Source organism: Nonomuraea ferruginea (genome assembly GCF_039540635.1).
In the GTDB taxonomy this organism is placed as follows: domain Bacteria; phylum Actinomycetota; class Actinomycetes; order Streptosporangiales; family Streptosporangiaceae; genus Nonomuraea; species Nonomuraea ferruginea.
The window spans coordinates 89,243-101,794 of record NZ_BAABFD010000012.1 but is presented as its reverse complement, the minus strand read 5'-3'; the positions used below and the strand labels follow the sequence as shown (position 1 = coordinate 101,794).

Genomic DNA, 12,552 nt, shown 5'->3' with positions numbered 1-12,552 from the left:
ACAATCGACACGCCGATCCCCCACATCCACCGGTTGTGGACCTGGACCTCGGCACGGTCCGGGCCTTCGTCGCCGTCACCGAGGACCACTCCTTCAGCGAGGCCGCCACCCGGCTGGAGATCAGCCAGCAGTCCGTCTCCAAACGGATCGCCAAGCTGGAGTCCGACCTCGGCGTGCGGTTGTTCTACCGCTCACGCAACGGGGCCGCCCTCACCGAGGACGGCCGGGCGTTCCTGCACTACGCGCGCAGCCTCGTCGGCCTCGCGGACCAGGCGCTCGGCGTGCTGCGCGGCCGCTTCCGCCCGCTCCGGGTCGACGTCCTGGACACCAGGCTGGCCTCGGTCGAGCTGGTCAGGGCGTTCCACAGTACGGCCGAGGACCTGCACATCGACGTCACCACCTCGAACGGCCTCAGGTCGGCCCGCGGCACACTCGCCAGGGGATCCGTCGACGCCGCCTTCGTCCGCGTCAGCGGGACGCTGGAGGAGGACCTCCGGTACGTGCCGGCCTACTTCGACCCGGTGCACCTGCTGATCAGCCGCGACCACCCGCTGGCCGACCGGCGCGCGGTGGAGGTGTCACGGCTCGCGGGATCGACCGTGTGGATGCCCGGCAACGCCCCCGGCAGCGAGTGGGCCGAGTTCTACGGCCTCCTCGGCGCCGCGTTCGACCTCCGGATCGACGCGTCGGGGCCGGACTTCGGCTGGGAGCACTTCGTGGCCGACATCGCCTCGGGCGAACGCCTCGGGTTCGTCGGCGAGGGCTGCCGCCTGCCCTGGCACGCCGGTGTCGTGCAGATCCCGGTCGTCGACCCCGTCCCCGTCTACCCGTGCTCGCTGCTCTACCACCGGCAGAACCACCACCCGGTGCTGGCCTCGCTCGTCGACTTCGTGTCCGAGAGGTTCCGGCCGCTCGACCCGCGGCGTCAGTGGGTGCCGGACGCCGATCGCGCCGCCCTGGCCGCCCTGGCCGCAGGAGGGCGCTGACGGGCCCGTACGAGGGCGGGCGGGGGCAGACTGGGGTCAGACCGGGCGAAGGGCGCGTTCGGGGCTCATGGAGCCCAGGAGACGTTCCAGGGCGACCTCGACGTCCTCGCGCCAGGACACGGCGGTTTTCAGCTCCAGCCGTAGCCGCGGAAATCGCAAATGCGGACGAACAGTTTTAAAGCCTACGGAAAGCAAATATTCAGCAGGAACCACACAACTCGGCTCCTCCCATTTGAGGTCCCCGAATGCCTCGATCGCCTTGACCCCCCGGCGTGTGAGGTCCTTCGCCACGCCCTGGATGAGCATCCGCCCCAGCCCGCCACCGGAGAACTCCTGCACGATATGGGCCGTCATCAACAGCACGGCGTCGGCGCTGACCGGGGACGTGGGAAAGGCCACCGAACGCGGGCTGTAGAGCGGAGGGCTGTAGAGCACGAACCCCGCGGGCACCCCGTCGACATAGACGATCTTCCCGCAGCTCCCCCATTCGAGGAGCGTGCCGGAGATCCAGGCCTCCTTCTCCAGCCCCGGGTCACCCGACTTCACCGCCCGCTCTCCGCTGACAGGGTCGAGCTCCCAGAAAACACACTGGCGGCAGCGCCTTGGAAGATCTTCCAGATTGTCCAGGGTGATATTGACCAGCCGACGCGACAACTACGGCCCCAATCGTAGACCCGGAAAAGCGCGGAAAACCGCGTCCCCACCTGGCATCGTAGCCCAGTGACGGTCTCGCCAGCGGGCACCACGGCCGTACCGCCCCGTCATGGGCGACATGTCCGGCTGGCGTAACCTGGAGTCTCGGATCGATATACACCTAGGAGGTGGGCCGTGACAGAAGAGCAGGATCACGGTCAGACGCCCGCGACCCAAGGGTCGCGCATCGACGCCTACGTCGACCGGTACGCCGCGCGAGCTACCGGGATGGTCGCCTCCGAGATCCGAGCTCTCTTCGCCGTCGCGTCGAGGCCCGAGGTGGTCTCGCTCGCGGGCGGCATGCCGTACGTCACGGCGCTTCCCCTCGACATGGTCGGCGAGCTGGTCTCGGATCTCGTGACCAGGCGCGGGCCCGTAGCGCTCCAGTACGGCTCCGGCCAGGGCGACCCGCATCTGCGCGAGCAGATCTGCGAGGTCATGGCGCTGGAAGGGATTCAGGCCGGCGGCAACGACGTGGTCGTCACCGTCGGCTCACAGCAGGCACTCGACCTGATCACCCGGATCTTCATCGATCCGGGTGATGTGGTCCTGGCGGAGGGCCCCTCGTACGTGGGCGCCCTCGGAACCTTTGCGGCATACCAGGCCAAAGTGGTGCATATCGCCATGGACGATCAGGGCATCCTGCCCGAATCCCTCGCCCAGACCATCTACGCCCTGGAGACGGCGGGAGCTCCGATCAAGTTCCTGTACACGATCCCGACCTTCCACAACCCCGGCGGCGTCACGCTCAACACCGCGCGGCGCCAGCAGGTGCTCGACATCTGCCAGCGCGCCGGGGTGCTCATCGTCGAGGACAACCCGTACGGGCTGCTCGGTTTCGACGGCGAGCCGATGCGCGCGCTGCGCGCGGACAACCCCGACGGGGTGGTCTACCTCGGGTCGTTCTCCAAGACGCTCGCCCCGGGCTTCCGCGTCGGCTGGGCGCTCGCCCCGCACGCCGTCCGCGACAAGCTCGTGCTCGCCATGGAGTCGGCCGTGCTGTCCCACTCGTCGTTCACCCAGCTGGCCGTCGGCCAGTACCTCGCCACGCAGCCGTGGCGCGAGCAGATCAAGACGTTCAAGGAGCTCTACCGCGAGCGTCGCGACGCCATGCTCGACGCCCTGGAGTCGCTGATGCCTCCGGAGGTCACCTGGACACGGCCCGCGGGCGGGTTCTTCGTCTGGGCGACGCTCCCCGAAGGGCTCGACTCGAAGGCGATCCTGCCCCGCGCGGTGGCGGAGCGGGTGGCGTTCGTCCCGGGCACCGGGTTCTTCTCCGACGGCAGCGGCGCCCGCCACATGCGGCTGTCGTTCTGCTACCCGGAGCCGCACCGCATCCGGGAGGGCGTCCGCCGCCTGGCGGGCGTCATCGAGCAGGAGATGCAGCTGCGCGACACGTTCGGCACCGGCTCCACCCGGGACCACCCCGGCGTGGACACGCCCGGCCCCGACCTCGCCTGACCACCTCACGAACGACCGGCGTCCGCGCGGACGCCGGTCGTTCGCCGTTCCACCCGGCCGGCGTGAACCACGCCCGTCGTACGCCACCGCCCCTTCTCCGCCGGTACGGTTGGACCTCGGGCGATCAGCGAGGAGAAGAGATGAGCGACCTGGGCCACGTGCTCGTGCTGGCCGGCGGCCTTTCCTACGAGCGTGAGGTCTCCCTGCGCTCCGGCCGCCGGGTGAGCGAGGTGCTCAGGGCGGCGGGCATCGACGTGGAGGCCCGCGACACGGACGCGTCGCTGGTGCCGTCGATCCTGGCCGACCCGCCCGACGCCGTGTTCGTGACGCTCCACGGCGGAGCCGGCGAAGACGGCGCGATCCGCTCGGTGCTGGAGCTCCTCAACGTGCCGTACGTGGGAGCCGACCCCGACGCGTGCCGGGTCGCCTTCGACAAGCCCACGGCCAAGGCCGTCGTCCGATCGGTCGGCCTGCGCACGCCCGCCTCGATCACGCTGCCCAAGGAGACGTTCCACGACCTCGGCGCGACGGCCGTGCTCGGCCGCATCGTCGACCAGCTCGGCCTCCCCCTGTTCGTCAAGCCCGCCCGCGGCGGCTCCGCCCTGGGCGCCTCCATCGTCCGCACCGCCGAGGAGCTCCCGGCCGCGATGGTCGGCTGCTTCGCCTACGGCGACACCGCGCTGATCGAGCGGTACGTCGAGGGCATCGAGGTCGCGGTCTCGGTCGTCGACCTGGGCGAGGGCCCCGTCGCCCTCCCGGCCGTGGAGATCGTCCCCGACGAGGGCGTGTACGACTACGCCGCCCGCTACACGGCCGGCCACACGGAGTTCTTCGCCCCCGCCCGCCTGTCCCCCGCCGCGGCGGCGGCCTGCGCCGAAACCGCCGTGACGGCCCACACGGCGCTCGGCCTGCGCGACATCTCCCGCACCGACCTCATCGTCGACGCCACCGACACCCCCCACTTCCTGGAGGTGAACGTCGCACCCGGCATGACGGAGACCTCCCTCCTGCCGATGGCGGCGGAAGCGGCCGGCCAGGACCTCGGCGACCTCTGCCGCGCCCTCCTCCAGAACGCCGCCTCCCGCCCCCGCCCCAACCTCTCCGCCCTCTGACCACCCTCCCCCCGAGGACACGCCTTTCCCTGAGGTCGGAAGGACTGTCTCCACCGACCACGCGAGGTTCTCAGCCGAACTCGGACTCGTCCTGAGGGGGGTGCAGGAGCGCATCCCGCCGAGGTCGATCGCAGCGCCTCCCGTCAACCCAGCCACGTCGGAATCCATGGAGCCCTCCCGCAGGGGACTCGCCGTCCGCCGAAGCTGGGAGCCGCCCCGAGGGACGCAGGAGCGTCCCATCGCACACGCCCGCTGAGGTCGAGAGCAGTGCCCTCCGCCGAGGTCCGTAGAAGGGCCTCCCGTCGTACGGGCTACCCGCCGAGGTCGCCACGCCGACGTCCCTGGGACCCTCCCCTCCAATGCGCCACACGCCAAGGTCGAAAGCAGCGCCTCCCGCTGTTCTCCCACGCAGCCTCAGCAAGCATCTCCCTCTCGGGAGTCGCCACTCACCGAAGCCGGTCCTTGCCTCCCGTCGAGAGGCATAGGAGCGCCTCCTGCGAGGCTCGCGCTCGCCGAGGTCGAGAACAACTCCTGCCCTGCCCTGGCCACGCCGGGTCTCATGGACTCGTCACCCGCCGAAGCGGAGGCTTGCCCCGAGGAGCGTCGGAGCGCTTCCCATCGCACGCGTCAAGGTCGAGGGAAGCGCCTCCCATGGAAACTCGCCGCCCTCTCCGAGAGCCGGGGGCAGCGCCCTCCGCCGAAGTCCGTAGGAATGCCTCCCGCCAGACGCACCACCCGCCAAGGCCGGGAGCAACTCCTAGCGTCGACCCCGCCACACAGGGGCCGTGGGGCTCTCCCGCCCGATGCGCCGCGCCGAGCTGGGACGCCCCCGCTGAAGGGCGTGGTGGCGCCTCGTCATGCGCGCCCAACCACCGGGATTGAGGCGCAGCGCCTCCTACTGGACTCGTCCTCTCCAAGAGCGGGAGCAGCGTCCTCTGCCGAGTCTGTGGGAATGCCTCCCCGTCGTAAGCACCACCGCCTTCTACTGGACTCGCCCTCGCCGAGGTCCAGGTACAGCGCCTGCCACCGACCCGACCGTGGTGGCTCTCCTGCCTGAGACTCGCCTCCTATCGAAGCCGGAACTCGCGTCGAGGGCGTGGGAGTGTGTCCCTTCTGATTTGCTGTCCGCCGAGGTGCTGGGGTCACGCCTGTGGGAATCGCCGGTTGCCGTGGTCCGGGGTAGCGCGTTGGGCGGCTTTCTCGATGTCGCTCAGGTCGCCGGTCGTCGGCGTGCTCGTTCCTGGATGCGGGTGCGGCCATCCTCGATCGGATGCGACGGATCTCGTACGAAGGGGCGTCTCTTTCGTAAGTAGCCTTGGCGTGTGATCGAGCCGACCTACCCGAAGAGCTTCGCCAGCGACAACCACGCCGGCGTCCATCCAGCCATCCTCGAAGCCATGGCCGCCGCCAATCAGGGCGACGCACCCGCATACGGCGGCGACACCTGGACGGGGGCGTTCGAGCAGCGCGTCAAGGACGTGTTCGGCTCTCATGCCGAGGGTTTCGCCGTGCTCAACGGCGCGGGCGCGAACATGGTGGGCCTGGCCCTCATGCTCGGCCGCTATGACGCGATCATCTGTCCCGACACCGCCCACATCGCCACCCACGAGACCGGCGCCACGGAACGCATCCTCGGCGTGAAGCTCATGACCGTCCCGACTCCGGACGGCAAGCTGCGCCCTGGTGACATCACCTCCCGGCTGTCCGTGCTGGGCGACCACCACCAGCCCCAGCCGCGCGTCGTCTCCATCTCCCAGGTCACCGAACTCGGCACCTGCTACTCCCCCGACGAGATCGCCGCCCTGGCCGAGACCGCCCACGCCGCCGGCATGCGCCTGCACGTCGACGGCGCCCGGCTGGCCAACGCGGCGGCCCATCGCGGGTGCGGCCTCGACGCGATCACCACGGCGGTGGGCGTGGACGTCTTCAGCTTCGGCGGCACCAAGAACGGCGCGCTGGCCGCCGAAGCGGTCGTCGTCCTGGATCCGTCCCTCGCCGACTCCGTCCCGTTCCTGCGCCGCCAGTCGCTCCAGCTCGCTTCGAAGATGCGCTTCATCTCGGCTCAGCTCAGCGCGCTTCTCACCGACGACCTGTGGCGGCAGAACGCGGCCCACGCCAACGCCATGGCCCTCCGCCTGGCGAACGGCCTCGCCGACGTCCCCGGTGTCGCCCTGGAGTATCCCGTCGAGTCCAACGCCGTCTTCGCGCGGCTCCCCATCCAGGTCGCCACCGCGCTCAAGCGCCGTTATCTCTTCCACTTCTGGGACGAGACGGCAGGCGTCGTCCGCTGGATGACCGCCTTCGACACGACACCGGAACATGTCGACGACTTCCTCGACGACATCCGCAAGGCAGCCACCGCCTAACGCCCCACCCGTGTTTCACGTGAAACACGTCCCAAGCGCCCTCGCAGGGCGGGGAGAGTCACGAGCCATGGGCAACGACGCTCACCGCCGCCACGAGACAGGCAGTCTCACAGCGCCAGAAACACCAAGCCCTACGTTTCACGTGAAACACGCCCCCGAGCCCTCCCCGGATGGAGAACCACGAGCCATAGGCAAGGACCTTCACCACGACACGAGGAGCGAAGTCCCACAGCGCCGCCAACAAGAAGCCCCGTGTTTCACGTGAAACACGGGGCGTGGGCAGTCGGCGGACGCTTCACGTGAAACCGAGGACTTGAACCGGAACTACTCCCCGGCCTCCCGCATGGCACGGGCCGCCTCAGGCGCCATGGTGCCGATGATGCGCTCAAGGTCGTCGATCGTGGCGAACTCCACCACGATGCGCCCCTTCCGGCGCCCGAGGTCGACCTTCACCTTGGTCTCGAAGTGATCAGAGAGCCGGTCCGCGAGATGGGAGAGGCCCGGGGCGGTGGGCTTGCCGGCCTGGCGTTCACGGACAGGCTTGGCCGGTGCGGCCTGGGCGCTGCCGAGGGCGACGATCTCCTCCACCGCGCGCACCGAGAGCAGCTCGGCGCTGATGCGCTTGGCGAGCAGGATCATCTCCTCCGGTGTGGAGAGGCCGAGCAGAGCGCGCCCGTGACCGGCCGTGATGGAGCCGGCCGCGACCTTGAGCTGAACTTCCGGCGGGAGGTTGAGCAGGCGGAGGGTGTTGGTGATGTGTGAGCGGGAACGACCGACCTTCTGGGCGAGCTGGTCGTGGGTTGCATCGAAGTCGTCGAGGAGTTGCTGGTAGGCGGCGGCCTCTTCCAGCGGGTTGAGCTGCTCCCGCTGGAGGTTCTCGATCAGGGCGTCGCGGAGGAGGTCGGTGTCACGGGTGTTGCGGACGATCGCCGGAATCTCCTGCAGGCCCGCCATCTTGCAGGCCCGCAGCCGCCGCTCCCCCATGATGAGCTCGTACTGTCCGCCACCCACCGGGCGCACCACCACGGGCTGCAGGAGACCGACCTCGCGGATCGACGCCTCCAGCTCCAGAAGGCGTTCGTCGTCGAACACCTCACGCGGCTGGCGCGGGTTCGGCACGATCGCGGAGACGGCGACTTCCTTGAAGTACGCCCCGGCGACGGGTTTCGGCCCGGCCTCCGGCGCCGCCGAACCGTTGGCAGGGGGCACCGTCCCCGCGCCGTCGACAATGGGACCGGTCGGAATGAGCGCCCCCAGCCCCTTGCCCAATCCCCGCCGCTGCTGGCTCACTGCGTCTCCTCATCCACCCGAACCGATTCCGGTCACTCCAGGAGAGGTTACCGTTGCCTGCCCCGGCCAGGGCCGCCTCTACACACCGTCCCACCGGATTTACACCACCATGCCCTGAACACACCCGATGCCAGAACCCCCGAGAGGGGGCACAGCGGGCATGCACGACTCAATCAGCTCAGGCGGCCGACCCTCATCAGGTGCTCGGCGGCTGCTGAGCCTCTGGCCACTGCCGTTGAGCCGCTGGTCGCTGCCGTCGAAAGGGCACCGTCCCGTCGTGACCCAGAGAGATCACACCAACGCGCGGTGGGCGATCTCCCTGGCGGCGTCCATGTAGGCCATCGCGCCGCTGGAGCCCGGATCGTACGTCATCACCGACTGCCCGTAGCTGGGCGCCTCCGAGAGGCGGACGCTACGCGGGATCAGCGTGTTGAGCACCGTGTCCCCGAAGTGCGCCCGGACCTCCTCCGCCACCTGTGAAGCCAGCCGGGTGCGGCCGTCGTACATGGTGAGGACGATCGTGGACAGGCGGAGCGTCGGGTTGAGGTGGACCTTGATGAGGTCGACGTTCCTGAGGAGCTGCCCGAGACCTTCCAGCGCGTAGTACTCGCACTGGATCGGGATCATCACCTCGTCCGCCGCGACCAGGGCGTTGACCGTGAGCAGGCCGAGCGACGGCGGGCAGTCGATGATGATGTAGTCGAAGTCCATGGAGTCGTACGCGGCCAGCGCCCGGCGCAGCCGCGCCTCCCGAGCCACCAGGGAGACGAGCTCGATCTCCGCGCCGGCCAGGTCGATGGTGGCGGGGGCGCAGTAGAGGTTGGGCATGTCGGGGACCTGCTTGACGATGTCCGCCATCGGCAGGTCGTCGACCAGCACCTGATAGACATCCGGCACGTCACCACGGTGCTCGGTGGCCAGCGCGGTGGACGCGTTGCCCTGGGGGTCCAGGTCGACCACCAGCACGCGCTCGCCCTTCATCGACAGCGCGGCCGCGATGTTCACCGAGGTCGTGGTCTTGCCGACGCCACCCTTCTGGTTCGCCACCGCGATCACCCGGGTCTTCGCCGGCTTGGGCCAGGCGTCACTGTCGCCCAAGGGGAGATCACCCGCCTGGGCGGGCAACTGTGCGGCCGGTGTTTCACGTGAAACCACTGAGTTGAGCGCCTCTCGTACCAACGGCGAATCACCTGGGTTCAGGGGGGTCTGGGTCACGATGGCCATCCTTTCAACCCGTGGCGTATCGGTGACGGGGATTCGCTGTCGGGACACGCCCGTTTCGGGCCAGCCAACCCCGGTGGGATTCTCGGACAGAGGCCTGTCCGGCCAGCCCAGACCGCATTGCGCGACTGGCATGCCGTCACCTCCTTCGTCGCCGCCTTTTCTGCTCCGGCGCGCGACCCGCTACGACTCGCACCAGTGTTGCAGGCGGCTCGACCTTACCGTGCCCCACGGTCACAAGCTCGGCCGTGAGGGCGCCGACGGCCTTGAGTCGCGGCTCCGCCTCGGCGAGCTCCTCGGCGGCCCGCTCCCCCTTCATGGCGATGAGCTCGCCGCCCTCACGCAGCAGCGGCATCGCCCAGGTGAGCAGCCGATCGAGCGGCGCGACGGCGCGGGCGCTCGCGACGTCGAACTCCCGCTTGCCCTTCAGCTCCTCGGCGCGGCCGCGCAGCACCTCGACGTTGTCGAGCTTGAGCGCCTCGACGCACTCCTCCAGGAACACGGTACGGCGGAGCAGCGGCTCCAGCAGGGTGACCGTGAGATCCGGCCGGACGATGGCCAGCACCAGCCCGGGCAGGCCCGCACCGGAGCCGATGTCGACCAGGCGGGCGTCATGAGGCACGGCCTCCGCGACGACGGCGCAGTTGAGCAGGTGACGGTCCCAGATCCGCGGCACCTCGCGCGGGCCGAGCAGCCCTCGCACCACCCCGGGGCCGGCGAGCAGTCCGGCGAACTCCTGGGCGCGGTCCCAGGCGTCGCCGGTGAACACGTCCCGCGCGATGTCCGGCGGAGGCGGCAGCTCGTCGCTCACTGCTTGGTGGCCCTTTCTCATGGGTGACGGTTTCTAGGCTGGGCAGGCGATCTCACCGAAGACTATCGGCCCTGCCTGAACGGAACCCCAGAGCGCGCCGCGCCGACTTTTCCACAATGCGGAAGCGCAGCTGGGGAGGGGGTCTGTGGATAAGGCTGTGGACAGAATGGATGCTCGCTCGTACCCCTGAAAGCTCCTGGGAGAGGCCCGGAAACGCGAGCGGCCGCCGGCGCCCGAAGGCGGGCCGGCGGCCGGGATGCCAGAGGAGTGGTCAGGCGGGCATGACCACGACGTAGCGGTTGGGCTCCTCGCCCTCGGACTCGCTGCGGAGGCCGGCGGCCGCCACCGCGTCGTGAACGATCTTGCGTTCGAAGGGGGTCATCGGCTCCAGAGCCCTGGGCTCACCGTGATCCTTGACCTGGTCGGCGACCTCGGTGCCGAGCTTGGTGAGCTCCGCGCGGCGGCGCTCGCGGTAGCCGGCGACGTCGAGCATGAGGCGCGACCGCTCCCCCGTCTGCCTGTGGACGGCCAGCCGGGTGAGCTCCTGCAGCGCCTCCAGCACCTCGCCGTCGGGGCCGACCAGCTCGTTGCTCTTGATGCCGACGACGGAGACCATCGCGCGGTCTCCCTCGACGTCCATGTCGATGTCGCCGTCGATGTCGGCGATGTCGAGAAGGCCTTCGACGTAGTCGGCCGCGATCTCGCCTTCCTGCTCCAGCGCGTTGAGATCAGGAGCTTTCTCCTGCTCGGCCTCGGTCATGACCGGCCTCTCCTTCGTAATCACGACTTCTTGCTGCCGGTGCGCTTGCTGCGGCTCTGGCGGCTGGGCTGGTTCCTGACGATCTTAGGCTCAGGAGGCGGGGCGGGGGCCTCTTCTTCCGGAGTCGTCCCGCGCAGCCGCTGGGCCAGGCTCGGCTTGGGCTTGACCGGGATCACGTTGCCCTTGGCGTCGAACTGCGGCATCGGGTTGCGGCTGTAGAACCAGTGCTGCTGGCCGAGCGTCCACACGTTGGTGGTGACCCAGTAGAGGATCAGGCCGAGCGGGAAGTTCAGGCTGAAGAACGCGAACAGCGGCGAGATCCACATGAGGATCTTCTGCTGCTGGGCCATCGGGTTGTCGGGCATCTGCGCCATGGATCGCGTGACGCTCTGCCGGACGGTGAGGAAGGTGGTCAGCGAGCTCAGCGCGACGAAGATCGCCATCACGACCCGCGTCTGCACGGGGCTCGCGTCCAGGGCGATCATGTCCGCTTCGGGCATGAAGAAGTAGGCCGGCAGCGGGGCGCCGAAGATGTGCGCCTTGCCGGCGCTGTCGACCAGCTCCTGGGTCATGCCGAACTTCGGCTCGCCGCTGGCCATCGCCTGCAGCACGGTGAACATGCCGATGAAGATCGGGAACTGCGCCAGAACGGGAAGGCACCCGCCCAGCGGGTTCGCGCCCGCGCCCTGGTACAGCGCCATGACCTCTTGGTTCATGCGCTGTTTGTCGTTCTTGTAGCGCTTGCGGATGTCCGCCACCTTGGGGGCGAGCTCCTGCATCTTCTTCGACGAGCGCATCTGCTTGAGGAAGAGCGGGAAGATGCAGATCCGCATCAGCACGGTCAACGTGATGATGGTCAACGCCCACGTCAGGCCACTGTCCGGGTTGAGGAAGGTGGCGTATCCCGTATGGATCCAGGTGATGACGAAGGCTACGGCTTCATAGAGCCAGCTCAGCCAGGACAGCTCCACTGAGCTATCTCCCTTGCAATTCGTGAGACCGAACCGGGCGTGGGGGCACCGGGTCTATACCTCCGGGGTGGAATGGGTGGCACCGCCCGATGCGCCGGACAGTCAACCATGTGCCGCGCAGGGCTCCGTGTACGGACATCGCCTCAAGCCCGTACGCGCTGCACGATGGGTAGAAGCGGCAGCGTGGACCGAGCAGCGGGCTGATGAACGCCCGATAGAACCGGATGGGGACGATCAGCACGCGAGCGGCGAGGCTCGGCGTCCCTTGCGGCTGCTCCGTCATCTCTGCTGCCCATCCATCGCGGACTCGTGCCGCCTGAGCAATCGGTCCAGGGTGGAGTCGAGCTCGGCGGCGAGGTGCTCGTATCGCGCTGACGCGGCCGGGGGGTTGGCGCGTACCACAAGCAGGCTACCTCTCGGAAGCCGGTCGAGACGCTCGCGCATCAGGTGTCGGAGCCGCCGCTTGACCTTGTTGCGCACCACCGCGCCTCCGACGGCCCGGCTCACCACGAAACCCACCAGAGGCGTCTCTTCCCCAGAAACGGCGAGATGTATCACCAAAGTAGGGCGACCGGCGCGATTTCCGCGCTTGATCGCCTTCTGGAAGTCGTCGCCCCGCCGCATGCGGGATGGCCGGGAAAGCATGGGAATACGCCTATCGCCCGCCGGCACAAGTCACCGGCGGGCGGAAAGTCGGGCGCGGGTCGATCAGGCCGACAGCTTCTCGCGGCCCTTGCGGCGGCGAGAGGCGAGGATGGCACGACCGGCCCGGGTGCGCATCCGCAGCCGGAAGCCGTGGGTCTTCGCGCGGCGACGGTTGTTCGGCTGGAAAGTACGCTTGCTCACGAGTGGGCTCCAGGCTTGAGGGTGCGCACGAGGCG

The 12,552-nt window shown here is 69.0% G+C and carries 13 protein-coding genes; 4 read left to right on the top strand and 9 right to left on the bottom strand.

The genetic code is table 11. The annotated features are described in order from the left end of the window. Positions 1-35 precede the first annotated feature (35 nt). A complete protein-coding gene (locus tag ABD999_RS22900; RefSeq protein WP_271276842.1) occupies positions 36-986 on the top strand; it encodes a LysR family transcriptional regulator in 951 nt (316 codons plus the stop codon). A gap of 36 nt (positions 987-1,022) precedes the next feature. On the opposite strand, the gene ABD999_RS22895 is transcribed toward ABD999_RS22900, so the two are convergent. Next, positions 1,023-1,640, bottom strand: coding sequence for a GNAT family N-acetyltransferase (locus tag ABD999_RS22895; RefSeq protein WP_148035938.1), 618 nt, complete (start codon positions 1,638-1,640; stop codon positions 1,023-1,025). A 267-nt stretch (positions 1,641-1,907) separates the two neighbouring features. Between ABD999_RS22895 and ABD999_RS22890 the strand changes: the two genes are divergently transcribed. The 3 genes from ABD999_RS22890 to ABD999_RS22880 all read left to right on the top strand — a co-directional run bounded on the left by ABD999_RS22890 (position 1,908) and on the right by ABD999_RS22880 (position 6,618). Further along, positions 1,908-3,140: an aminotransferase-like domain-containing protein gene (locus ABD999_RS22890; protein WP_246640482.1), complete on the top strand. Its 1,233-nt coding sequence runs from the start codon at positions 1,908-1,910 to the stop codon at positions 3,138-3,140. 140 nt (positions 3,141-3,280) lie between these two features. Continuing rightward, positions 3,281-4,252, top strand: a complete 972-nt coding sequence (locus ABD999_RS22885; protein ID WP_271276843.1) for a D-alanine--D-alanine ligase family protein — start codon at positions 3,281-3,283, stop codon at positions 4,250-4,252. Between the two features lie 1,322 nt (positions 4,253-5,574). After that, positions 5,575-6,618, top strand: coding sequence for a threonine aldolase family protein (locus tag ABD999_RS22880; RefSeq protein ID WP_271276844.1), 1,044 nt, complete (start codon positions 5,575-5,577; stop codon positions 6,616-6,618). A 324-nt stretch (positions 6,619-6,942) separates the two neighbouring features. Here ABD999_RS22880 and ABD999_RS22875 read toward each other — a convergent pair whose 3' ends face one another. From ABD999_RS22875 to rpmH, 8 genes are all read right to left on the bottom strand, one after another. Beyond that, positions 6,943-7,908 (bottom strand): ParB/RepB/Spo0J family partition protein, encoded by a 966-nt coding sequence (locus tag ABD999_RS22875; protein ID WP_271276845.1) that lies wholly within the window; start codon positions 7,906-7,908, stop codon positions 6,943-6,945. 291 nt (positions 7,909-8,199) lie between these two features. Continuing rightward, the gene (locus tag ABD999_RS22870) at positions 8,200-9,132 is read right to left on the bottom strand and encodes a ParA family protein (RefSeq protein ID WP_271276846.1); all 933 of its coding nucleotides are present in this window, start codon (positions 9,130-9,132) and stop codon (positions 8,200-8,202) included. Positions 9,133-9,268: 136 nt separating this feature from the next. Continuing rightward, the gene (gene rsmG, locus ABD999_RS22865) at positions 9,269-9,961 is read right to left on the bottom strand and encodes a 16S rRNA (guanine(527)-N(7))-methyltransferase RsmG (RefSeq protein ID WP_148035933.1); all 693 of its coding nucleotides are present in this window, start codon (positions 9,959-9,961) and stop codon (positions 9,269-9,271) included. A 250-nt stretch (positions 9,962-10,211) separates the two neighbouring features. Further along, complete coding sequence (locus ABD999_RS22860) at positions 10,212-10,700, bottom strand: Jag family protein (protein ID WP_148035932.1); 489 nt, start codon at positions 10,698-10,700, stop codon at positions 10,212-10,214. 20 nt (positions 10,701-10,720) lie between these two features. Then, positions 10,721-11,671: a membrane protein insertase YidC gene (gene yidC, locus ABD999_RS22855; RefSeq protein ID WP_219546774.1), complete on the bottom strand. Its 951-nt coding sequence runs from the start codon at positions 11,669-11,671 to the stop codon at positions 10,721-10,723. 4 nt (positions 11,672-11,675) lie between these two features. Further along, the gene (gene yidD / locus ABD999_RS22850) at positions 11,676-11,954 is read right to left on the bottom strand and encodes a membrane protein insertion efficiency factor YidD (RefSeq protein ID WP_148035930.1); all 279 of its coding nucleotides are present in this window, start codon (positions 11,952-11,954) and stop codon (positions 11,676-11,678) included. Then, entirely contained in the window at positions 11,951-12,316 is a 366-nt protein-coding gene (gene rnpA, locus ABD999_RS22845; RefSeq protein WP_148035929.1) for a ribonuclease P protein component, read from the bottom strand. Before rnpA ends, yidD begins: the two co-directional genes overlap by 4 nt. Before the next feature lie 63 nt (positions 12,317-12,379). Next, positions 12,380-12,517 (bottom strand): 50S ribosomal protein L34, encoded by a 138-nt coding sequence (gene rpmH / locus ABD999_RS22840; protein ID WP_020547366.1) that lies wholly within the window; start codon positions 12,515-12,517, stop codon positions 12,380-12,382. Positions 12,518-12,552: the final 35 nt, after the last annotated feature.

Coding starts and splice junctions, on each gene's coding strand:
- rsmG (WP_148035933.1), bottom strand. CDS start 9,961: ATGAGAAAGGGCCACCAAGCAGTGAGCGACGAGCTGCCGCCTCCGCCG.
- ABD999_RS22870 (WP_271276846.1), bottom strand. CDS start 9,132: ATGGCCATCGTGACCCAGACCCCCCTGAACCCAGGTGATTCGCCGTTG.
- yidD (WP_148035930.1), bottom strand. CDS start 11,954: ATGACGGAGCAGCCGCAAGGGACGCCGAGCCTCGCCGCTCGCGTGCTG.
- ABD999_RS22885 (WP_271276843.1), top strand. CDS start 3,281: ATGAGCGACCTGGGCCACGTGCTCGTGCTGGCCGGCGGCCTTTCCTAC.
- ABD999_RS22890 (WP_246640482.1), top strand. CDS start 1,908: ATGGTCGCCTCCGAGATCCGAGCTCTCTTCGCCGTCGCGTCGAGGCCC.
- ABD999_RS22860 (WP_148035932.1), bottom strand. CDS start 10,700: ATGACCGAGGCCGAGCAGGAGAAAGCTCCTGATCTCAACGCGCTGGAG.
- rnpA (WP_148035929.1), bottom strand. CDS start 12,316: ATGCTTTCCCGGCCATCCCGCATGCGGCGGGGCGACGACTTCCAGAAG.